Here is a 22,903-nt window from a genome sequence, read left to right on the forward strand (position 1 = left end):
GGCCGCCGGCCTTCGAGCGAAAGCGGCGGGAACAGTCAGCCCGCCTGCTGCGCCTGACCGCCCTGGCCCCCCTGACCACCGCCGAAGCCGCCACAGCCACCGCCGCCGGCCCCACCGGTCGGCATACCGGACGGCCTGCCCGAGCCGGCCGCACCCGAGGGCATCCCGGAAGGAGCACCGGAGGGAGCACCGGAGGGCCTGGCCGACCCCGCGGCATCGCTGGGCCGCCCGGACGGGCCTCCACTCGGCATTCCCGACGGCCGGGCGCATTCGGTCTGCCCGGTGCTGCCGCTGTCGGAGGACGACGAGTCGCCAGAGCCACAGGCCGCGAGCAGCGGCGCGAGTGCGAGCAGTGCGACGGCGGGGACGAGTCGTACGCGACGGTTCATGAGTCTTACTCCCAGTCAAGTCCCAGGCCCGGTTTATGAATGCCGGATGAGTACGGGATGAGTGGGGGCAAGAGCACCAGACGCAGGTAGGGCCGCGCTGTGCCGAAGCTGTGGCTAGCTGTGGATCACCGCCTCCGGCGGGGGACGCGTTCACCCTCGTACAACGCGCTGATGGCAGCCGCTGTACCGGCCAGCTCCTCCCGCACCTCGGGCGGCGTGAGCACCTCCACGGCCTCCCCGAAGGCCAGTAACGTGCGTGCTTCGCGGATGAAGCCGTACGACAGGTGAGCGGTCACCCACGCGCTCTCGCCGTCGTCCTCCGGCAGGGCCGTGAGCGAGGCGGCGTTGAGGCGGAGGAACAGGTCGAGGCGGGAGCGCTGTACCCGAACTGTGACATCGAGACCGCCGGGCCGCTCCTCCACCCGGCGCCGCAACACCTCCCAGACGTCGACGAGTTCGACGCCCGGCCGCCGCCGTACCGGATCGGGCAGGAGCGTGGCCGAGCTCACCCGGTCGACCCGGAACAGCCGCGGTCTGCCGCGCCGGTCGGCGACCAGGTACCAGACGCCCGCCTTGGAGACGAGCCCGTAGGGGTCGACGGTGTAGGTGCTCGGCTCGGCGGCGCCGCTGTGCCGGTAGCGCAGCCGCAGCCGGCGGTCGGCGAAGACGGCGTCCTGCAACACGTCCAGATCGACGGCCGGTTGGGGCCCGCCCTTCCAGCGCGTGGCGTCGACCAGGACGCGGCGGCTTGTCGCCTCGGCGGCCGGCCGGTGCGGGGCGGGTAGCGCGGCCATCACCTTGCGCAGTGCGGAGCCGAGCGCCGCGTCCAGACCGAGCGCGGCGTGCGCGCCCTGGGCGGCCAGGATGAAGAGCGCACGGGACTCGTCCGCGGTCAGCCCCGTGACGTCCGTACGGAATCCGGCGAGCAGTTCGATACCGCCATGCCGCCCGCGCTCGGCATACACCGGGACGCCGGAGGCGGACAGCGCCTCCACGTCCCGGTAGATGGTGCGCACCGACACCTCGAGCCGGTCGGCGAGTTCACGTGCGGGAACGCGGCCGCGGGTCTGGAGCAGCAGCAGGATCGAGAGCAGCCGGTCAGACTTCACAGGCCCCAGGGTCGCGTACGACTGGTTCGCCGACCGCGCGCGGTCGGCGATCCACCCGGACAGCCGGGCGTTCAGCCGATCCGCACCCGCGCGAGCTGCCGGGACTGCGCTACCAGCCGGTCCTCGCTGTCCCACACCTCGGCGTCCTCCTCCAGGAAGCCGCCGGCGAGGTTGCGGGTGGTGATCGACACCCGGAGCGGGCCGGGCGCCGGGCGGGCGCGGACGTGCACCGTCAGTTCGACGGTCGGCACCCAGCCGGACAGGCCGAGTTCGAAGGCGGTCGGCGGGAGCGCGTCGACCGCGAGGAGCAGCGAGAAGGGGTCCGCGTCGCGGCCGTCGGCGAGACCGAGCCAGGCCCTCATCTCGCCCTTCCCGGAGGGTGATCCGAGGGCCCAGCCCAGGGTCGCCGGGTCGAGCTTGAGCATCAGCCGGTCGGCGATCGCCGAGCTGCCGGGCACCGGAGCGGGCGCGTCCTGGGGGCCGAAGCACTGGTCCACGGGCGGGAGCGCGGGCGGTTTCGCCGTCGTACGGACGTCCTCGGGAAGGGCATCGAGATCGCCGTACGAGGCGAGGACGCGGATCCGCTCGACCTCGCGACCCTCGTCGTCGTACTGGAAGAGGGACGCCTGCCCGGTGGAGAGGGTCCGCCCTGTGCGTACGATGTCCGTGCGGACGACCGCCGGTCCCGGCTGGGAGGCGGTCAGGTAGTGCGCGGAGATCGTGAACGGGTCGGTGTGCGGCAGGGCGTCCGCGAGGGCGCGGCCCAGGACGGCGAGGAGATAGCCGCCGTTGACCGCGCTGATGATCGTCCACCCGGCGGACAGATCGATGTCGTAGACGCCGGGTTCGCGCAGGGTGACCGCCGTGTCGCGGTCGAACTCGCTGTCGCCGATCGTGGCCCGCAGGGCCCCTATCGAAGCTGCTTCTGACATGCCTGAACGGTACAACAGGAAATTACTAAGCGGTAGCTTTTACTGTTTCGGGCACATGAAGTCCGTTGAAACGTTCACGGCGTCTCCGGTTCCGTCGCCGTCGAGCGGCGGTGCCAGGCGCGCGGTGCCCGCCAGTGGAACCGCATCGCGAGCAGCCTCAGCACGAAGGCCGTGACGACCGCCAGCCCGCTGGTGAACGTGGTGAGCATGTCGTAGCGGATGCACACGACGACCATCGCGGCGCCGACCATCGCCGGCACCGCGTACAGGTCGCGGTCCCAGCGCAGCAGTGAGGGCACCTCGTTGGCGAGGACGTCGCGCAGCACACCGCCGCCGACCGCGGTGGCGAGGCCGAGGGCCGCCGACTGGGTCAGGCCGAGCCCGTACTCGTACGCCTTCATCGTGCCGGCGACGCAGAAGAGGCCGAGTCCGGCCGCGTCGAAGACGTTGACGGCGACCTGGGTCCGCTCCACCTCCGGGTGGAGGAAGAAGACGAGCAGGGCGGCGAGCAGCGGGGTGCTGAAGTAGCCGAGGTCGGTGAACGCGGCCGGGGGTACGGCCCCGATGACCACGTCCCGGAACAGCCCTCCGCCCAGCGCGGTGACCTCGGCGAGTACGGCGATGCCGAAGACGTCGAAGTTCTTGCGGACGGCCAGCAGGGCGCCGGAGATCGCGAAGACGAAGATCCCCACGAGGTCGAGGACATGCTGGACGGAGGGGGTGAACAGTTCCTGGAGCACCCGACATTTTTACCTACGCCGACGGGAGAGCGCGCATGCGCTCTCCCGTCGCTGGTCGTTCGGCCCGGCTCCCCGGTGACTACTCCTTCGACGGAGCATCCTCGGCGGGGACGTCCTTGGAGGCCTCTTCCGAAGCTACGGCCTCGACCGAAACCTCATCCGAAGTCGCGGCCTCAGCCGGAGCCTCAGCCTCATCGGCGACAGCCTCGGCCTCGACCGAAACCTCGGCCGGAGCCTCCCCCGACACCTCGGCCGCATCCACCGCGGGCACCAGCTCGACCGTCTCCAGGGCAACCTTCGCCGCCGACAGCAGCACCGTGTCCTGCGGCGCCTGATCCTCCGCGTTCTCCGGGTGGTGGCAGGCCACCTGCTGGCCGGGCTTCAGCTCGATGAGCGGCGGCTCGGCCGTCTTGCAGATCGCCGTGGCCTTCCAGCAGCGGGTGTGGAAGCGGCAGCCGCTGGGCGGCGAGATCGGCGAGGGCACGTCACCCTTGAGCAGGATGCGGTCGCTCTTGGCGCCCCGGCGCTTGGGGTCCGGGACCGGCACCGCGGACATCAGGGCCTTGGTGTACGGGTGCATCGGCGCCTCGTACAGCGAGGTGCGGTCGGCGAGTTCGACGATCTTGCCGAGGTACATCACCGCGATGCGGTCCGAGACATGGCGTACGACGGAGAGGTCGTGCGCGATGATCACGTACGTCAGGCCCAGTTCGGACTGGAGGTCGTCCATCAGGTTCACGACCTGCGCCTGGATCGACACGTCGAGCGCGGAGACCGGCTCGTCCGCCACGACCAGCTTCGGCTTCAGGGCGAGCGCGCGGGCGATGCCGATGCGCTGACGCTGGCCGCCGGAGAACTCGTGCGGGTAGCGGTTGAAGTGCTCGGGGCTCAGGCCCACCAGCTCGAGAAGGCGCTGGACCTCCTTCTTCACACCGCCCTCGGGCTCGACGCCCTGGAGCCGGAAGGGCGCCGAGACGATCGAGCCGATGGTGTGCCGCGGGTTCAGCGAACCGTACGGGTCCTGGAAGATCATCTGGATGTCCCGGCGCAGCGGGCGCATCTTCCCCGCGCCGAGCCGAGTGATGTCCTGGCCCTCGAACTCGATGGTGCCGCCGGTCGGGTCCTGGAGGCGGGTGATGACCCGGCCCATGGTCGACTTGCCGCAGCCGGACTCGCCGACCACGCCCAGCGTCTCGCCCTTGCGCACCTCGAAGTCGATGCCGTCGACCGCCTTGACGGCCGCGACCTGGCGCTGGAGGACGCCCTTCCGGATGGGGAAGTGCTTCTTCAGCCCCTGGACCCTGAGCAGCACCTCGCGGTCGTCGGGGGCCGTTGCCTGCTGCGGGATCACCGCCGCTTCGGTGGCGTCGCTCTTCTTCGTCTCACTCACAGCTTCGGCGCAATCTCTTCGGTCCAGATCCGCGTACGGTCCTCCTGCGAGAGGTGGCAGGCGGAGTAGTGCCCGCTGCCGACCAGTTGCAGTTCGGGGCGCACGGTACGGGTGACATCGCCCTTGGGGAGATCCGCGTACGGGCAGCGCGGGTGGAAGGCGCAGCCCGAGGGGACGTTGATGAGGCTCGGCGGCTGGCCCTTGACGGGGATGAGCCGCTCGGACGTCTCCCGGTCGATGCGCGGCATCGAGCCCAGCAAGCCCCAGGTGTAGGGGTGCTGCGGCCGCTCGAAGATCGTGTCGACCGGACCGCGCTCCGCGCACCGGCCGCCGTACATCACCAGGACGTCGTCGGCGATCTCGGCGACCACACCCAGGTCGTGGGTGATGAGGACGACGGCGGAGCCGAACTCCTTCTGCAGATCGCGGATGAGGTCGAGGATCTGCGCCTGGACGGTCACGTCCAGGGCGGTCGTCGGCTCGTCCGCGATGAGCAGTTCGGGGTTGTTGACGAGCGCCATGGCGATCATCGCGCGCTGGCGCATACCGCCGGAGAACTCGTGCGGGTAGCTGTCGACGCGCTTGCCGGGCTCGGGGATGCCGACCCGGTCGAGCATCTCGATGGCCCGCCTGCGCGCGGTCTTCTTGTCGACCTTGTGGTGGACGCGGTACGCCTCCACGATCTGGTTACCGATCGTGTAGTACGGGTGCATCGCCGAGAGCGGGTCCTGGAAGATCATCGCCATCTCGCGGCCGCGGAGCTTGCGCACCTCGTCCGGGTCGGCGCTCACCAGTTCCTGGCCGTCGAGCCAGATCTCGCCGGACATCCGGACGTGCTTGCCGCCCGCGCCCAGCCGGTGCAGGCCCATGATCGCCAGCGAGGTGACGGACTTCCCGGATCCCGACTCGCCCACGATGGAGAGGGTCTTGCCCTTCTCCAGCGAGAAGCTGAGCCCGTCGACGGACTTGACCACGCCGTCGTCGGTCGGGAAGTGCACCTTGAGGTCGCGTACTTCGAGGAAGGCGCTCGGTGCGTCCGAGCGCGCGGTGACGGGTTCGCCTACCGCGGCGCCGGTCTTGGACAGTTCGGTCACGAGAGCCTCACCCGAGGGTCGGCGGCCGCGTAGAGCAGGTCCACCAGAAGATTTGCGATCACGACGAAGAGTGCGGCGACCAGGGTGACACCGAGGATCTTGGGCAGGTCGTTGTCGGTGATGCCCTGTACCGCGTACTGGCCGATGCCGGGCAGCGAGAACACGTACTCGGTGATCACGGCTCCGCCGAGCAGCAGACCGAGGTCCATGCCGAAGATGGTGATGATCGGCGTCAGCGCGGCCCGCAGCCCGTGCCGCACCACGACCTTGCTCTCACGCAGGCCCTTGGCGCGGGCCGTACGGATGTAGTCCTCGTTCATCGTCTCCAGCATGCCCGAGCGGGTGAGCCGCGCGTAGATGGCGGAGTAGAGGAGTGCGAGCGAGCACCACGCGGGGAAGAGGGTGTTGGCCCACTCCGCGGGATTCTCGGTGAACGGGACGTACGTCTGGCCGAAGATCGGCCACTGGAAGGTGAAGAGCAGCAGCGCCAGGTTGCCCGTGAAGAACATGGGCAGCGAGACACCGGCGAGGGCGATGCCCATGAAGGTGCGGTCGAGGAACGAGCGCGGCTTGAGCGCGGAGACCACACCGGCCGTGACACCGGACACCAGCCAGAGCACGGCGGCACCGGCGGCCAGCGAGGCCGTCACCGGAATGCGGGAGGTCAGCTCCGGCCAGACCGCCTGGTGGGTCTTGAAGGAGTAGCCGAAGCAGGGCGCGTCGCAGTGCGCCGTGGTGGGGCCGAGGTCATAGGTGGATCCGACCACGATCCCCTTGATGAAGTGCCAGAACTGGAGATAGAGGGGCTGGTCCAGTCCGAGGTTTTGCTTGACCGCGGCGATGTCGGCCGCCGTCGGGCTCTTCCCGATGTACTGCTGGGCCAGCGAGTCGGCGGTCTGACCGGCGAACCGCGGCAGTACGAAGAAGATGGCGAAGGTGACCGCGGTGACGACCAGCAGCAGGATCACTGCCGCGGCCATCCGGCGGAGGATGTACGAGATCACGGGGATCGGCGCTGGTGCCCGCGGGCCGCGAAGCCCGCGGGCACCAATGCCTTCACCTGCCTTCCGGGGCTACTTCTTGGTCGTACCGATGTTGAGGTAGTCGTACTGACCGCTGAAGGCCGCCGTGGACACCAGGTTGGTGAAGCCGGCCGGGCGGTACAGCAGGACCTTGAAGTAGGTCAGCGGAACGAGGGCCGCCTCTTCCATGGTCTTCTTGTCGACCTCGGTGTACATGGCGTCACGCGTCGCCTTGTCCTCCGTGCCGATCGCCTTCTCCAGCGTGGTGTTGACGTCGGCGTTGTCGAACTGCGACAGGTTGGTGTTGCCGGACGCGCCGATCGCGTCACCGTGCAGGATCTGCTGCAGGAAGCCGTAGCCGGACGGCCAGTCGGAACCCCACTGCATCATCATCAGACCGATGTTGTTCTTCTTGTCGAACTCGGGGACACCCGCGTTGTCGGTGAAGTACTTGCCCGACGGGTACTGCTTCAGGCTGGCGTTGATCCCGGCGGCCTTCAGCGAGTTGATGATCGCGGTGGCCGCGTCGATCTCCGCCGGGCGGTCGCTGCGCGCGGAGATGTTCGTGGTGATCGACGTCTTGCCGCAGGCCGTCAGCTGCTCCTTGGCCTTGGCCACGTCGCCCTTGTTGCCGGCGGAGGCGTAGATGTCCGACTTCTCGTAGCCCGGGATGTCCGGCGGGAGGACGGTGGTGGCGATGTCACCGCGGATCGGGCCGCCCTCGGCGGTCTGCACCGAGACCTTGTCGATCGCGTACTCGACGGCCTTGCGGCAGGCGACGTTGTCGAACGGCGCGAGCTTGGTGTTGATCGCCATGTAGACGAGACGGCCACCGTAGGTGTTGTCGGTGTTGGCCTTCAGGTCGGCGGAGTTGACGACCTTCGCCTGCGTCGCGGCCTGGACACCCGTACCGCCCAGGTCTATGGCGTTACCGGCCAAGACGTCCTGGTCGATCGTCTCGGCGTTGACCTTCAGCTTGACGACGATCTTGTCCGGGTACTGCTTGCGCAGCGGGTCGGTCGACGCGTCCCAGTTCTCGTTGCGGACGAGGACGGCCTGCTTGCCATCCTCGTAGCTCTCGAACTTGTACGAGCCCGAGGACACGATGTTCTTGACGTAGTCGACGCCGGTGTCCTTGGCCTGCGGGACCGGAGCCGTCTGCGGCGTGGCGACCAGGTAGTCGAACTCCTGGAAGGCGCGGTTGAGCTTGAAGACGACCGTGGTGTCGTCCGGCGTCTCGATCGACGACAGACCCTCGGCGCTCTTGTCCTTGTAGGGACCCTTGTACTTGTCGCCGCCCTCGAGGAACTGCTGGAAGTAGTTCGGGCCGAGGGAGAGCACGTCACGCGCGAAGTTGGAGCGCTCCACGGCGTACTTCACGTCCTTCGACGTGATCGCCGTGCCGTCCTGGTACTTCAGGCCCGAACGCAGCTTGTACGTCCAGGTCTTGCCGCCGTCGCTCGGTACACCCGCGCTCGCGGCGAGGTCCGGGACCAGCTCGTTGCCCTTGTCGCCCGCAGCGGGCTTGAAGGTCATCAGCGGGCGGGCGTACAGCCGGCTGAAGTTGTACATGTACGCGTAGTACGTGTTGCCCGGGTCGAAGGAGTCCGGGACGTCGGAGTACTCGTAAGTGACCGTCCCGCCCTTCTGGGTGGAGGCGTTGACGACGTCCTTGGTCGCCGCGTTGGCGCCGGCCGACTTCGTTCCGTCATTGTTCTCGTTGTCATCGGCTTTGCTGCAACCCGCAAGTAGCAGGCTCACAGAGCCGATGGCCGCAACCGCGGCCAGCGCTGACCTTCGCATGATGGTCTGCTTCCTCCATTGTTGGAAACTTGATGGACTCTCGGCGCGGCCCATGTCAGCGGCTGCGCGGGTCGAGAGCGTCGCGGAGACCGTCGCCGAGCAGGTTGAACGCCAGCACGGTGACGAAGATCGCGAGGCCGGGCACGATCAGGAACTGCGGATCGACCTGGTAGTAGGTGACCGCCTCACTGATCATCCCGCCCCAGGACGCCTGCGGGGGCTGGATACCGACGCCCAGGAAGCTCAGGCTGGCCTCGAACAGGATGTTGGTCGGGATGAGCAGCGTCGAGTAGACGATGATCGGGCCGACCAGGTTGGGGAGCAGCTCCCGGAAGAGGATGTACGGCCCCTTCGCGCCCATCCCCCGGGAGGCGTCGACGAACTCGCGCTCCCGCAGGGCCAGGGTCTGGCCTCGGACGATGCGTCCCAGGTAGGGCCAGTTGAAGAAGCCGATGATGAAGATCAGCACGCTGATGTGGAGCGGCAGCCCTTCCAGGCCGAACGCGCCGCCCTGCAGCGTGGCGGAGATGGCGATCGCGAAGAGCAGGAGGGGAAAGGCGAGGAAGGTGTCCATCAGGCGGCTGATGATCGTGTCGACCCGCCCGCCGTAGTACCCGGCGACCACACCCAGGACCGTACCGATCACGTTCGAGAGGATCGTCGCCCCGAACGCGACGACCAGCGAGACCCAGGAGCCTTCGAGGATGCGGGTCGCGATGTCGCGCCCGAACTTCGGCTCCACGCCGAGCGGGTGCGCCCAGCTCATCCCGCCGAAGTCGCCCAGGGGCAGCGAGGTGTTGGGATCGATCAGATCCTGGTTGAAGGCGTTCGGGTCGAGGCCGAGCACCGCCTGGATAGGGCGCGAGAGCGCCGCCAGCAGGATGAGCAGCACCACGATGACACCGCCGGCGACCGCCACCTTGTCGCGCTTGAAGCGCGTCCAGGCGATCTGCCCCAGGGAACGGCCCTCGATCTGCCCCTTGTCGACTCCGGCCAGCACAGCTTCCGGCTGTGCTTCCGTTTCCGACCCGGTGGTCTCGATCGGTGCGGTCACAATGACCCGACCCCTCTGACCGGTGGTGACCGGCCTACGCCTGCCGCTGTCTGCGGCTTGGTTCACTTGCATGCCGGGAGCGGCCGCAGATGATGCGGCCTGGAATCCCGGGCTGATCCGACGACTTGCACTCGCTCACAGGATCGATGACCCCATGTCTGACACGGGAGTCTTCATGGCCGCCACGATCACGTGCCAGGTCTGATGGAGAAAGTATGCGCAACCGTGATGCGGTTAAGGGGATTCCGTTATCCGAACAGCGGGTAACGCCCGGCGGACAGGGGGCAGTTGGGGTGGAAGCGGCCATGCAGGGCCCTTTCGGCCAGTGTCAGCCTCAAAGGGGACATGCAGCCCTTACATCTCCTGATACGCAGGTCAGACGCGACGTTGCGACGGACAGAATCAGGGCGCGGCGGGGCGGAGACCAGGTCGTGATGATGGTGTGGAGATCAGTATGACCGGGACTGCGGGTAGCCGTAGCCACCCGCCACCGGGGCCTGCGCCTGTGCCGGGGCCGCGTGCGCCTCACGGTCGTAGAAGGGCCGCGCGTTCGACCGCAGCCACATCGCCACCGGGTCGTACTCGTCGGACATCGCGACGGTCGAGACGGGCAGCCCGTCCGGCACGGCGCCGATGGACTGCTGCATCATCGCCCGCACGGAGTCGACGGCGGGCGGCGAGGTGTCGTACACATCGAGGCCGATGGCCAGATAGGGCGCTCCGAGCGCGGGCTGCACCCAGGCGCGGCGCAGCGAGCGCACGGCGGACGTGCGGTGCGCGTTCTGCGTGAGCAGGGCGTAGAACTGCGGGATCTCGATGCCCGGCTCGGAGAGCCTGAGCGGACCCGCGGGCTGGCGCTCCAGGCCCGTGGCGATACGCCGCAGGTCGAGCCAGGGGATGCCGACGCCGCCGCCGGGGGCGTGCGGGTTCAGCCAGAGGCCGAACTGGTCGGGGTACAGGGTGCGGGCCACGTCGAGGCCGTCGACGACTTCGTAACTGCGGTTCCAGCCACTGGCCGAGAGCTCCTGGGCGGAGGTGACACAGGGGGCGTACCCGAAGCCGTCCACCTCCATGTTCCCGTACTGCGCGTCCGGGGAGCCGGACTGGCCGTGCCAGAGCAGCATCCAGACCTGGCCTGCCGACGGGGCCGCGAGCGCGCGCAGGAGCGCCTCGTAGGCGTCGTAACGCCCGGGCGTCACCTGGCGCAGCATGTGCTCGACCTGCCCAGCCGCGGCTGTGCCAGCGCTCACCTTTACAGCCCCTTCGTGTACAACACCTCGACCGACGTTATGAAACCAGCTTAAGCGGCGACCCTGACAGCGACGTGGACGCTCCGCTGGGAAAGCCGTGTGAGAGCTCGGGACTTGCTGTCGTTCTGTGGCCGCGGGCCCGTTGTGGTTGCTCGCGCCGTTCCCCGCGCCCCTGTCGGGGCGCCTTCAGTGGCCGTGCTGGTAGAAGGGCCGCACCCTCTGGCGCAGCCAGTCGCAGACCGGGTCCTGGGCCACGTCCAGGAGGACCAGGTTCACCGGCCACGGGGCCGGGACCCGGCCGAGCGCGCGGCCCAGGGCGTCCAGGGGGAGGGTGCGGGCCTCGCCCTCCCAGAGGGAGAGTTCGACGCCGATGAACATCACGGGGGCGCCGCCCTCGATGCTGGCCAGGCAGCGGCGGGCGGTCAGCACGACGCCGGTCCCGGCGAACTCGGCGGAGGCCGCGGACAGGAAGTCCACCGGGTCGTCCTGCCAGTCGGGCTCGAAGAGCCGCACCCGGCCGCCGCTCGCGGATCCGTCGAGAGGCGTACGCCCGGCACGGCACAGCTCGGCGACCGCGGGGGGCGGCAGCGGTACGCCGACCACACCGTCCGGGTTCACCGCGATGCCGATCTGCGGGGGCAGCCCGCGGGCGAACTCGACGGCGGGGGCGATCGTGTACGACATGTGCCCGCCGGTGACCTGGCGGAACTGCTCCTCGGAGCTGAAGACAGGGACGTACGCCTGACCGGCGATCTCCAGCGTGGGCAGGTCGAGCGGGCCGCTGTTCGGGCCGCCGCCGTTCGGCAGCGGGACCCAGACGAAGCTGCGGCCGAGGACCTCGACGATGCGGGCACCCGAGGAGGGGCCCGCGGGCACGCCGAGGGACGCGGCGAGCACCTCCTCCAGTTCGTTGCCCGGCCATCCGCCGTGCGGATGGGGGTACGCCTGCGCCGGGAGGCCAGGGAATTCGGGGAAGGCTGGGAAGTCCATCTGTCTACCGCCTGCTGTGAACCACTGTTCCGGTGTTCCGGTGTTCCGGTGTTCCGGCTGGCAAGGTTAGTGCGCTTGTACGGCATCCCGGCCGCTCTCGCCGCCCCCGGCCGCGCTCGATCGCGCTCGGCCACTCTCGGCCGCTCTCAGCCTCCGAAGTCGATCCGGCGCAGTACGTCGGCCGCGTCGCGGTCGATGAGCACCGCCGAGCCGCAGCCCTCCGGCAGGTCCCCCTTCTCGACGGAGCGCAGCAGCCGGGTGACCGCGCCGCGGTGGCGCGAGAACGCGTACCGCGAGACGCCGCGGCCGCGCTCGCGCTGGCCGTCGAGGGCCGTGCCCGGCGTGACGTCGAGCAGCAGCAGGTGCAGGGTGCCGCCCCGGCGGCGCGCCTCGCGGGCGAGCCAGCGGCGCACCCAGGCCTGGGTGCCGCAGTCGTGTACGACCACTCCGGCGCCGGAGCGCAGCGCGCGGTGCAGCCCCGTGTAGTGCGCGAGGCGGACGAGCGGGCGGTAGACCGCGTACGGCAGCCAGCGGGACACGTGTCCGTCCCAGCGGTCGCGGGTGTCCTGCGAGTCGATGCGCGGCCCCGAGACGGCGCGGCGCATCAGGGTCGACTTGCCGCTGCCGGGGAGTCCGGTGACCACGACGACGTCGGAGGTGCCGAAGTGCAGACCGTGCGGGCTGTGGCCCGCGCGGTCCCTGAGGTCGCGGACGACAGCCGTCGGGAACGGGTCGCACGCCTCCCGGGCCGGAGCGCCGGGCTGCTTGGGCAGCGCGAGGCCTGCGGTCGTCGCGTACGCCGTGGTCCTGTTCACCGTGATCGTCCTCCCCATGGGTCTGGAGTCCCATCCCCGCCGAGTGTAAAGAGAAGGTAATGCGCGGTGCTTCCTGTTTCCGTAATCGGTCTGCCACAAGGCGGTTACAGATGCGGACTGCCAGTATCGGACGGCGCGTGCAATGATGTGCCCGCCAACTGCATACCGGCCGCTTGAATCCGCGCGGGAGAGTCCCAGGTCATGTCACGTGACCCTGGGCGCCGAAGGAGCAAGTCCCTCCCTTGAATCTCTCAGGCCCCGTACCGCGCGGGCGAGGCACATCTGAAAAGCGGGCCGCTGACCAGTGGCTCCACCCAAGGTGCAAATCATGACCACCGTTTCGCGGGGTCGTGATGAACCTCTCAGGTTCCGATGACAGATGGGGAGGAACGACCTCGCCGTCATGCCTTGGGAGCCCCACCGATGAGCAGCAACGCACCCCGTCACACCGCGCTCGATGCCCTGCATCGCTCGCTCGGCGCGACGATGACCGACTTCGCGGGCTGGGACATGCCCCTTCGTTACGGCTCCGAACGCGACGAGCATCTCGCCGTCCGTACGAAGGCCGGCCTCTTCGACCTCTCCCACATGGGCGAGATCACGGTCACCGGGCCCCAGGCCGCCGTGCTCCTCAACTACGCGCTGGTCGGCAACATCGCCTCGGTGGGCGTCGGCCGCGCCCGCTACACCATGATCTGCCGGGCGGACGGCGGCATCCTCGACGACCTGATCGTCTACCGGCTGGCCGAGACCGAATACATGGTCGTCGCCAACGCCTCCAACGCCCAGGTGGTGCTGGACGCGCTCGTGGAGCGTGCGGCGGACTTCGACGCCGTCGTGCGCGACGACCGTGACGCGTACGCGCTGATCGCCGTGCAGGGTCCCGAGTCGCCCGGCATCCTCAAGTCCCTCACCGACGCCGACCTCGACGGCCTGAAGTACTACGCCGGTCTGCCCGGCACGGTCGCGGGCGTCCCGGCTCTCATCGCCCGCACCGGCTACACCGGTGAGGACGGCTTCGAGCTCTTCGTCTCCCCCGGCGACGCCGAGAAGGTGTGGCAGGCGCTGACCGAGGCGGGCGCCCCGGCCGGGCTCATCCCGTGCGGTCTGTCCTGCCGTGACACCCTGCGCCTGGAGGCGGGCATGCCGCTGTACGGGCATGAACTGAGCACCTCGCTCACCCCCTTCGATGCCGGCCTCGGCCGGGTCGTGAAGTTCGAGAAGGAGGGCGACTTCGTGGGGCGCGAGGCGCTCTCCGCGGCCGCCGAGCGTGCGCTCGAGAACCCCCCGCGGGTGCTCGTCGGCCTGATCGCCGAGGGCCGTCGCGTGCCGCGCGCCGGCTACTCCGTGGTCGCCGACGGCAAGGTGGTCGGCGAGGTCACGTCGGGCGCCCCGTCCCCGACGCTGGGCAAGCCGATCGCGATGGCGTACGTCGACGCCGCGCACTCCGCTCCGGGCAGCGCCGGAGTCGGTGTGGACATCCGGGGCAGCCACGAGCCGTACGAGGTCGTGGCGCTGCCGTTCTACAAGCGCCAGAAGTGAGACTGACCCGAAAGCCGGGCTTCGGGCTCCACGGTCACCAGTCGTGACACCGGGCACATCCGCCCTGCTCATCACCCCTCCCCCCGTCATCAGCACTCCCCCGCGTACAGGAGAATTCAGGCCATGAGCAACCCCCAGCAGCTGCGCTACAGCAAGGAGCACGAGTGGCTGTCGGTCGCCGAGGACGGCGTCTCGACGGTCGGCATCACCGAGTTCGCGGCCAACGCGCTCGGCGATGTCGTCTACGCCCAGCTTCCGGAGGTCGGTTCCACGGTCACCGCGGGTGAGTCCTGCGGTGAGCTGGAGTCGACCAAGTCGGTGAGCGACCTGTACGCGCCGGTCACCGGCGAGGTCGTGGAGTTCAACCAGGACGTGGTGGACGACCCGGCCCTGGTGAACTCGGCCCCCTTCGAGGGCGGCTGGCTGTTCAAGGTGCGCATCGCGGACGAGCCGGACGACCTGCTCTCCGCCGACGAGTACACCGCTTTCACCGCCGGCTGAGGAGTCGTAGCCCCTATGTCTGAATCCAAGTCGCTTCTCAACACACCCCTGCACGAGCTCGACCCGGACGTCGCCGCCGCCGTCGACGCCGAACTGCACCGCCAGCAGTCCACCCTCGAGATGATCGCCTCGGAGAACTTCGCTCCGGTCGCCGTCATGGAGGCCCAGGGCTCGGTCCTGACCAACAAGTACGCCGAGGGCTACCCCGGCCGCCGCTACTACGGCGGCTGTGAGCACGTCGACGTCGTCGAGCAGATCGCCATCGACCGTGTGAAGGCGCTCTTCGGTGCCGAGCACGCCAACGTGCAGCCCCACTCGGGCGCCCAGGCCAACGCGGCCGCGATGTTCGCGCTGATCAAGCCCGGCGACACGATCATGGGTCTGAACCTCGCGCACGGCGGGCACCTGACCCACGGCATGAAGATCAACTTCTCCGGCAAGCTCTACAACGTGGTCGCGTACCACGTGGACGACGCCACCGGCCAGGTCGACATGGCCGAGGTCGAGAAGCTCGCCAAGGAGTCGAAGCCGAAGCTGATCGTGGCCGGCTGGTCGGCGTACCCGCGTCAGCTGGACTTCGCCGAGTTCCGCCGGATCGCGGACGAGGTCGGCGCGTACCTGATGGTCGACATGGCGCACTTCGCCGGTCTGGTGGCGGCGGGCCTGCACCCGAACCCCGTACCGCACGCCCATGTCGTCACGACCACCACCCACAAGACGCTGGGCGGTCCGCGCGGTGGCGTGATCCTGTCCACGGCCGAGCTCGCCAAGAAGATCAACTCGGCGGTCTTCCCGGGCCAGCAGGGCGGTCCGCTGGAGCATGTGATCGCCGCCAAGGCCGTCTCCTTCAAGGTCGCCGCGACGGACGACTTCAAGGAGCGCCAGCAGCGGACCCTCGACGGTGCGCGGATCCTGGCGGAGCGCCTCGTCCAGGACGACGTCACCTCGGTCGGCGTCTCGGTGCTCTCCGGCGGTACGGACGTGCACCTCGTCCTGGTCGACCTGCGCAACTCCGAGCTGGACGGGCAGCAGGCCGAGGACCGCCTCCACGGGGTCGGCATCACGGTCAACCGCAACGCCATTCCGAACGACCCGCGCCCGCCGATGGTGACCTCGGGTCTCCGCATCGGTACGCCGGCCCTGGCGACCCGCGGCTTCACGACCGAGGACTTCACCGAGGTCGCGGACATCATCGCGGAGACGCTGAAGCCGTCGTACGACGCGGACTCGCTGAAGGCCCGGGTGTCCGCTCTGGCCGACAAGCACCCGCTGTACCCCGGCCTGAAGTAGTTCGTACGCTTCGCGCGCTTTCTGCGTTTCCTCATTGGATTCGCACGGAACGTACGATTCTTCGGGGCGCCGCGCACACTGGAACTCAGCCGTGTGCGGCGCCCGCCCCATGCACCACCCCTGTTTTGCCTGTTTTGAGGAGTTCCCGTGGCCATCTCGGTCTTCGACCTGTTCTCGATCGGCATCGGCCCGTCCAGCTCCCACACGGTCGGCCCGATGCGCGCGGCACGCATGTTCGCCCGGCGGCTGCGCAATGAGGAGCTGCTGGAGTCGGTGGCGTCGATACGCGCCGAGCTGTACGGCTCGCTGGGCGCGACCGGGCACGGGCACGGCACCCCCAAGGCGGTGCTGCTCGGCCTCGAGGGCGCCTCGCCGCGGACGGTGGATGTGGAAGGGGCCGACGCCCGGGTCGAGGAGATCAAGTCGGCGGGCCGCATCAAGCTGCTGGGCGAGCACGAGATCGACTTCTCCTTCTCCGACGACCTGATCCTGCACCGCCGCAAGACGCTGCCGTACCACGCGAACGGCATGACGGTCTTCGCGTACGACTCCTCCGGCGAGCTGGTCCTCGAGAAGACGTACTACTCGGTCGGCGGCGGCTTCGTGGTCGACGACGACGCGGTGGGCGAGGACCGCATCAAGCTGGACGACACGGTCCTGAAGTACCCCTTCCGCACGGGCGACGAGCTGCTCCGGCTGACCCGCGAGACCGGCCTGTCGATCTCCGCGCTGATGCTGGAGAACGAGCGCGCCTGGCGCACCGAGGAGGAGATCCGCGAGGGGCTCCTCGGCATCTGGCGGGTGATGCAGGCGTGCGTGTCGCGCGGCATGGCCCGCGAGGGCATCCTGCCCGGCGGCCTCAAGGTCCGCCGCCGCGCCGCCATGTCCGCGCGCCAACTCCGCGCCGAGGGCGACCCGTTGGCCCACGCGATGGAGTGGATCACCCTGTACGCGATGGCGGTGAACGAGGAGAACGCGGCGGGCGGCCGAGTGGTCACCGCCCCGACGAACGGCGCCGCCGGCATCATCCCGGCCGTCCTGCACTACTACATCAACTTCGTGCCGGGCGCCGACGAGGACGGGGTCGTACGCTTCCTGCTCGCCGCGGGCGCCATCGGCATGCTCTTCAAGGAGAACGCCTCCATCTCCGGCGCCGAGGTCGGCTGCCAGGGCGAGGTCGGCTCGGCCTGTTCGATGGCCGCCGGCGCCTTCGCCGAGGTCCTCGGCGGCAGCCCCGAACAGGTCGAGAACGCCGCCGAGATCGGCATGGAACACAACCTCGGCCTCACCTGCGACCCGGTCGGCGGCCTCGTCCAGATCCCCTGCATCGAGCGCAACGGCATGGCCGCGGTGAAGGCCGTCACGGCCGCGAAGATGGCCATGCGCGGCGACGGCTCCCACAAGGTCTCCCTCGACAAGGTCATCAAGACCATGAAGGAGACGGGCGCGGACATGAGCGTCAAGTACAAGGAGACGGCGCGGGGCGGGCTTGCGGTGAACATCATCGAGTGCTGAGGGGGCGGGTCCGGCCTCTGGTTTCCTCCGTTTCGCGGTCCGGTGCGGAGTAGACGCAACGTCAAGTCTCTGTGGACCCATGGGGAACGACATCCCCAGCAGCCCCTTCTATGGTGATCAGGCAGTTCCAGCGGAACCACACTGACCGGTGGGCCGCCTGGATGGACTCGACGACGCACTGGGGGATGCGTCTTCCCATGCTCATGGTTCGCTCGCGACGCCGTGCCTCGGCACGGCCGCGCTCGTAGCGCCATTCCATTTCACCGAAGGACGTCCGGCGCGCACTTTTTGACGCGCGCTCTTCCTCGTTCCTCGGTCGGCGCTGCGCGAATCGTTCTCCCCCGCTGACATCCGGATCCGTCAAGAGGTAGGGACACGCATGCGATTACGTACGAGGAACAACAAGGGCCCCGGGCGCAGGAGATCCCGGAGAACGACCGCGGCCACCGTACTTCTGACTCTCGGTCTCGCAGCGCTCGGCGGCGCTCCCGCTCAGGCGGAGGAGCAGCCTGCGGCGAAGCAACTCGTGTACCAGGGACACCGGTTCACGGTACCGAGCTCCTGGCAGGTCGTGGACCTCGCCGAGAACCCGACGGCCTGCGTGCGGTTCGACCGGCACGCGGTGTACCTCGGGCAGCCGGCCGCCGACCAGGACTGCCCCAGCCACGCGGTGGGACGCACCGAGGCCCTGCTGGTCGAGCCCGCGGCCAACCCGGCGGACCGGCGGGGCACCTTGGCCAGGCCCGAGGAGCGCGAGTACCGCGCCAAGTCGGCCGACGTGAGCATCACCGCGACCTACGACACGAACCCGGCGCTCGTCCGCTCCATCCTGACCGGCGCCGACATCCCGACGGCGGCGCCCCGCGTCCAGGAGCCGCAGGAGTCCCCGGGGCTCCTCACAGCGGCGGCCGCCCTGCCCGCGACCGCAACCAACTACACCGGCAAGGGCTTCGACACCTGTGCCGCTCCCTCGTCCGGGGCCATGAGCAGCTGGCAGGCGAGTTCGCCGTACAGCGCGGTCGGCATCTACATCGGCGGCTCGCAGCGTGCCTGCAGTCAGCCGAACCTTACGGCGAGCTGGGTGCAGCAACAGGCCGACGACGGCTGGCGGTTCGTGCCGATCTACGTCGGCACGCAGGCCTCCGGCATCACCTCGCCCGCGAGTCAGGGCATCAGCGCCGCGAACGACGCCATCAGCAACGCGACCGCGCTCGGATTCGGGCCCGGGTCAACGCTGTACTACGACATGGAGGCGTACTCCTCGTCGTACACCTCCAGGGTGCTGTCCTTCGAGTCGGCCTGGACCGAGCAGCTCCACGCCCGGGGTTACCACTCCGGGATCTACAGCAGCAGCAGTTCCGGCATCAAGGACCTGGTCGACAACTACAGCGGCTACACCATGCCGGACGTCATCTTCGACGCGCTGTGGAACGGGGTCGCGGACACCGCCGATCCGGTCGTGCCCAGCTCCCGCTGGAGCAACCACCAGCGGATCCACCAGTACTCGGGCGGCCACAACGAGACCTGGGGCGGTACGACGATCAACATCGACCAGGACTACCTGGACGTCCAGATCTCCACGGACACCGCCACTCCGCACGGGCGGGTGTGGGACCGTTCGCGTCCGGACGGCGGCCCGTGGGACGGGACCGCCGACCTGATCGACGAGGGCGGAGCCGTCAACGCGGTCGCCGCGGCCGGTCTCCCCAACGGCACGATGCACGTCCAGGCCCTGGTCAACGGCGAGATCTGGGACCGCACCCGCTCCGCCACCGGCACCTGGGGCGCCAGCACCATGATCGACGGCCAGGGTGCCATCACCGACGTCGCCGGCGCCGCGCTGCCCGACGGGACCCTGCACGTGCAGGCCGTCGTGAACGGTGAGATCTGGGACCGTACGCGGGCCGCCAACGGCACGTGGGGCAACAGCACGAAGATCGACGCGGGCGGAGCCGTCACGGACGTCGCCTCGGCCGCACTGCCCGACGGGACCCTGCACGTCCAGGCGCTCGTCAACGGCGAGATCTGGGACCGCACCCGCTCCGCCGCGGGCACCTGGGGCGCCAGCTCCATGATCGACGGCAATGGCGGCATCAAGGACCTCGCGTCGGCCGCGCTGCCCGACGGGTCCCTGCATGTGCAGGCGCTCGTCAACGGCGAGGTCTGGGACCGCACCCGCTCCGAGGGCGGCACGTGGGGCAACAGCACGAAGATCGACGCGGGCGGGGCCGTCACGCAGATCTCCTCGGCCGGTCTGCCCAACGGCGACCTCCACGTCGAGGCCGTCGTCAACGGCGACGTCTGGGACCGGGTCCGCAAGGGCACCACCGGCAACTGGAGCGTCAGCAGCCTGGTGGACGACAACGGCGCCATCTTCGGCACCTACGCCACGGCCACACCCGACGGCACCCTCCACGTCGGCACCAACGCCTGACCGGCGTCCGTCACTTCACCTCACTTCGTTCACCGACACCCGTAGGAGAACTGTGTCCTTCAGCATGCTCAAAACCCGCGGCAGACTCACCGCCGTCGGCTTGGCCGTCGTGACGGCCTGCCTCCTGGGCACCGTCCAGACCGCCGGCGCGGCAGGCGTTTCCGCCACCGCGGACTCCGACCACGGCAGCAGCGGGCAGGGCCCGGTCACGCCCGCGGCCGGCAGCACGTCCGGCGCGCTGGCCGCGGCCGTGGCCTCCCCGGCCATCACCCGTACCGAGGTCATCAGCCGGGCCAAGTCGTGGGTCGGGATAGGCCTGGACTACAACCAGGGCGGCTACTACCAGGGTTGGCGCACCGACTGCTCCGGCTATGTCTCGATGGCCTGGAACCTGGGCTCGTCGCTCACCACCAACACGTTCATCCCGGAGGGCGTGGCGGAGTGGAGCACCAAGGACAGCCTGCTCGCGGGTGACGTCCTGCTCAACGACGACACCGGCAACAGCGGCCATGTGGCCATCTTCTCGTCGTGGACGGACTCCTCCCACACCCAGTACATGGGCTACGAGTTCACCAGTTCCGGCGTCCACTACCGCCCGATCCCCTACCCGTACTTCGCGGGGTACGGGACCTTCAAGCCCGCGCGGCTGAAGAGCATCGTCGGTGAGACGAGCCGTCCCGCCGGGCGGGTCTGGGACCGCTCGCGACCGGACGGCGGCCCGTGGGACTCCACGGCCACCCTGATCGACGCGGGCGGCGCCGTCAACGCGGTCTCCGCGGCCGGTCTCCCCAACGGCACGACGCACGTCCAGGCGCTGGTCAACGGTGAGATCTGGGACCGTGCCCGGTCCGCCTCGGGCACCTGGGGCAACTCGGCCAGGATCGACGCCAACGGCAACATCAGCGATGTCGCGGCCGCCGCGCTGCCCGACGGCACCCTGCATGTGCAGGCCCTGGTGAACGGCGAGATCTGGGACCGTACGCGGGCCACCAACGGCACCTGGAGCAACTCCACGAAGATCGACGCGGGCGGCGCCATCACGGACATCGCGTCCAGCGCGCTGGCCGACGGGACGCTGCACGTGCAGGCGGTCGTGAACGGCGAGATCTGGAACCGCACCCGCTCCGCCGCCGGTACCTGGGGCGGCAGTTCCCGCATCGACGCGGGGGGTGCCATCACGGACCTCTCCTCGGCCGCGGGGCCGGACGGCACTCTGCACGTGCTGGCGCTGGTGAACGGTGAGATCTGGGACCGCGCGCGCTCCGAGGCCGGCACCTGGGGCGCCAGCACGAAGATCGACGCGGGCGGCGCCGTGAAGCAGCTCTCCGCCGCGGGTCTGCCCAACGGCGACCTCCACGTCGAGGCCGTCGTCAACGGCGACGTCTGGGACCGGGTCCGCAAGGGCACCACCGGCAACTGGAGCGTCAGCAGCCTGGTCGACAACAACGGCGCCATCTTCGGCACCTACGCGACCGCCACGCCTAACGGCACCCTCCACGTCGGCACCAACGCCTGACGGTTCGTCAACTCCCGGGTGCAGCAAGGTGCCTGAGCCATTCACGGCGGGCTTGAAGCATCCACAGGTCGTCCGAACCACCACCCCGGTGCCCGGCACCGTCCGGGCACCGGGGTTTCGCCTGCCCTTTTTCCCTTCATCTCCCCGGAGGCCTTCTTGTACATCCGCAGACTCACCGCCGCCCTCCTGGTGTCCGCGGCCGCCCTGGCCCTGACCACCGCGCTGCCGAGTCCGGCACAGGCCGCTTCGGTCGCGACCTGGGACAAGGTCGCCGAGTGCGAGAGCGGCGGCGACTGGAGCATCAACACCGGCAACGGCTACTACGGCGGGCTGCAGTTCAGCCTCAGCACCTGGAACGCGTACGGCGGCGGCACTTACGCGGTCTATCCGAACCAGGCCACCAAGAAGGAGCAGATCCTGATCGGCGAGAAGGTGCTCGCCGGGCAGGGCGAGGGCGCCTGGCCGGCGTGCGGGCCGCAGGCCGGGCTCGGCAGCGACCACGCGGATCCCTATCCGCCGGTCACCGTCCCGCAGGGCCGCGTGTGGGACCGGTCCCGTCCGGACGGCGGCCCCTGGGCCACGAACGCGACGCTGATAGACGACAATCCGGCCATTAATCAGGTCGCGGCGGCCGGGCTGCCGAGCGGCACGGTGCACGTCCAGACCCTGGTCGGCGGCGAGATCTGGGACCGTACCCGTGCCACCAACGGCACCTGGGGCAACGCCACCAGGATCGACGCGGGCGGCGCCGTCACCGAGGTCGCCTCGGCCGCACTGCCCGACGGCACCCTGCACGTACAGGCCCTCGTCAACGGCGAGATCTGGGACCGTACTCGCGCCACCAACGGCACCTGGAGCGCCAGTTCCCGCATCGACGCAGGCGGAGCGGTCACCGATGTCGCCTCGGCCGCACTGCCCGACGGCACCCTGCACGTACAGGCCCTGGTGAACGGCGAGATCTGGGACCGTACGCGGGCCACCAACGGCACCTGGAGCGCCAGTTCGCGCATCGACGCAGGCGGCGCCATCAAGGACGTCGCGGCCGGCGCCCTGCCCAACGGCACACTGCATGTGCAGGCCCTCGTCAACGGCGAGGTGTGGGACCGTACCCGCGCCGCCAACGGCACCTGGGGCGGCAGCAGTCGGATCGACGCGGGCGGGGCCGTCACGCAGATCTCCTCCGCCGGTCTGCCCAACGGCGACCTCCACGTCGAAGCCGTCGTCAACGGCGACGTCTGGGACCGGGTCCGCAAGGGCACCACCGGCAACTGGAGCGTCAGCAGCCTCGTCGACAACAACGGCGCCATCTTCGGCACTTACGCCACTTCCACGCCCGACGGCACCCTGCACGTCGGCACCAACGCCTGACAGGTCACCGCGGGGCACCCGTGCGACAGCGGTGCCCCGCGGGCTGCGGAGCGGGACCGTGGGGCGAGCCCTGTCGGGCACCTGTGGATCTCGCCGATGTGGCCATTGGCGGCAGGCGTTGTCGTACCCCTGTGAAATTATGAGGGCAA

Annotated in this window: 19 protein-coding genes and 1 riboswitch; of the genes, 7 read left to right on the forward strand and 12 right to left on the reverse strand. The window is 69.4% G+C overall.

Annotated elements, in window-relative coordinates; genetic code table 11:
- Positions 1–35: 35 nt before the first annotated feature.
- The 12 genes from OG246_RS42430 to OG246_RS42485 form a co-directional block, all read right to left on the reverse strand.
- The gene (locus OG246_RS42430) at positions 36–389 is read right to left on the reverse strand and encodes a hypothetical protein (RefSeq protein ID WP_266474807.1); all 354 of its coding nucleotides are present in this window, start codon (positions 387–389) and stop codon (positions 36–38) included.
- 125 nt (positions 390–514) lie between these two features.
- A complete protein-coding gene (locus tag OG246_RS42435; protein WP_266474808.1) occupies positions 515–1,498 on the reverse strand; it encodes a YafY family protein in 984 nt (327 codons plus the stop codon).
- 71 nt (positions 1,499–1,569) lie between these two features.
- Positions 1,570–2,430 carry a thioesterase family protein gene (locus OG246_RS42440; protein WP_266474809.1) on the reverse strand — a complete coding sequence of 287 codons (861 nt, stop codon included), beginning with the start codon at positions 2,428–2,430 and terminating at the stop codon, positions 1,570–1,572.
- 74 nt (positions 2,431–2,504) lie between these two features.
- A complete protein-coding gene (locus OG246_RS42445) occupies positions 2,505–3,170 on the reverse strand; it encodes a trimeric intracellular cation channel family protein (protein WP_266474810.1) in 666 nt (221 codons plus the stop codon).
- 79 nt (positions 3,171–3,249) lie between these two features.
- A complete protein-coding gene (locus tag OG246_RS42450; protein WP_266474811.1) occupies positions 3,250–4,560 on the reverse strand; it encodes an ABC transporter ATP-binding protein in 1,311 nt (436 codons plus the stop codon).
- A complete protein-coding gene (locus OG246_RS42455) occupies positions 4,557–5,654 on the reverse strand; it encodes an ABC transporter ATP-binding protein (RefSeq protein ID WP_266474812.1) in 1,098 nt (365 codons plus the stop codon). Before OG246_RS42455 ends, OG246_RS42450 begins: the two co-directional genes overlap by 4 nt.
- Positions 5,651–6,658, reverse strand: a complete 1,008-nt coding sequence (locus tag OG246_RS42460; protein ID WP_266474814.1) for an ABC transporter permease — start codon at positions 6,656–6,658, stop codon at positions 5,651–5,653. Before OG246_RS42460 ends, OG246_RS42455 begins: the two co-directional genes overlap by 4 nt.
- Positions 6,659–6,727: 69 nt before the next feature.
- Positions 6,728–8,479, reverse strand: a complete 1,752-nt coding sequence (locus OG246_RS42465; protein ID WP_266474816.1) for an ABC transporter substrate-binding protein — start codon at positions 8,477–8,479, stop codon at positions 6,728–6,730.
- A 55-nt stretch (positions 8,480–8,534) separates the two neighbouring features.
- Positions 8,535–9,533 (reverse strand): ABC transporter permease, encoded by a 999-nt coding sequence (locus OG246_RS42470; RefSeq protein ID WP_266474819.1) that lies wholly within the window; start codon positions 9,531–9,533, stop codon positions 8,535–8,537.
- Positions 9,534–9,982: 449 nt separating this feature from the next.
- The gene (locus OG246_RS42475) at positions 9,983–10,783 is read right to left on the reverse strand and encodes an enhanced serine sensitivity protein SseB C-terminal domain-containing protein (protein WP_266474820.1); all 801 of its coding nucleotides are present in this window, start codon (positions 10,781–10,783) and stop codon (positions 9,983–9,985) included.
- Positions 10,784–10,969: 186 nt separating this feature from the next.
- A complete protein-coding gene (locus OG246_RS42480; RefSeq protein ID WP_266474822.1) occupies positions 10,970–11,773 on the reverse strand; it encodes an enhanced serine sensitivity protein SseB in 804 nt (267 codons plus the stop codon).
- 146 nt (positions 11,774–11,919) lie between these two features.
- Complete coding sequence (locus tag OG246_RS42485) at positions 11,920–12,594, reverse strand: AAA family ATPase (protein ID WP_266475074.1); 675 nt, start codon at positions 12,592–12,594, stop codon at positions 11,920–11,922.
- A 168-nt stretch (positions 12,595–12,762) separates the two neighbouring features.
- Positions 12,763–12,864: riboswitch (glycine riboswitch) on the forward strand.
- A gap of 147 nt (positions 12,865–13,011) precedes the next feature.
- Here OG246_RS42485 and gcvT point away from each other — a divergent pair.
- The 7 genes from gcvT (at position 13,012) to OG246_RS42860 (ending at position 22,754) form a co-directional block, all read left to right on the forward strand.
- Positions 13,012–14,130, forward strand: coding sequence for a glycine cleavage system aminomethyltransferase GcvT (gene gcvT, locus OG246_RS42490; RefSeq protein WP_266474824.1), 1,119 nt, complete (start codon positions 13,012–13,014; stop codon positions 14,128–14,130).
- A gap of 123 nt (positions 14,131–14,253) precedes the next feature.
- A complete protein-coding gene (gene gcvH, locus OG246_RS42495) occupies positions 14,254–14,631 on the forward strand; it encodes a glycine cleavage system protein GcvH (protein WP_266474825.1) in 378 nt (125 codons plus the stop codon).
- Between the two features lie 15 nt (positions 14,632–14,646).
- Positions 14,647–15,921, forward strand: a complete 1,275-nt coding sequence (gene glyA, locus OG246_RS42500; RefSeq protein ID WP_266474826.1) for a serine hydroxymethyltransferase — start codon at positions 14,647–14,649, stop codon at positions 15,919–15,921.
- 147 nt (positions 15,922–16,068) lie between these two features.
- Positions 16,069–17,436, forward strand: a complete 1,368-nt coding sequence (locus tag OG246_RS42505) for an L-serine ammonia-lyase (protein WP_266474827.1) — start codon at positions 16,069–16,071, stop codon at positions 17,434–17,436.
- Between the two features lie 379 nt (positions 17,437–17,815).
- Positions 17,816–19,870 carry a DUF1906 domain-containing protein gene (locus OG246_RS42510; protein ID WP_266474829.1) on the forward strand — a complete coding sequence of 685 codons (2,055 nt, stop codon included), beginning with the start codon at positions 17,816–17,818 and terminating at the stop codon, positions 19,868–19,870.
- A 64-nt stretch (positions 19,871–19,934) separates the two neighbouring features.
- Complete coding sequence (locus tag OG246_RS42515; RefSeq protein WP_266474831.1) at positions 19,935–21,386, forward strand: hypothetical protein; 1,452 nt, start codon at positions 19,935–19,937, stop codon at positions 21,384–21,386.
- 156 nt (positions 21,387–21,542) lie between these two features.
- Positions 21,543–22,754 (forward strand): transglycosylase family protein, encoded by a 1,212-nt coding sequence (locus OG246_RS42860; protein WP_323178376.1) that lies wholly within the window; start codon positions 21,543–21,545, stop codon positions 22,752–22,754.
- Positions 22,755–22,903 lie beyond the last annotated feature (149 nt).

The sequence above is a fragment of the Streptomyces sp. NBC_00620 genome (assembly GCF_026341825.1).
Taxonomy (GTDB): domain Bacteria; phylum Actinomycetota; class Actinomycetes; order Streptomycetales; family Streptomycetaceae; genus Streptomyces.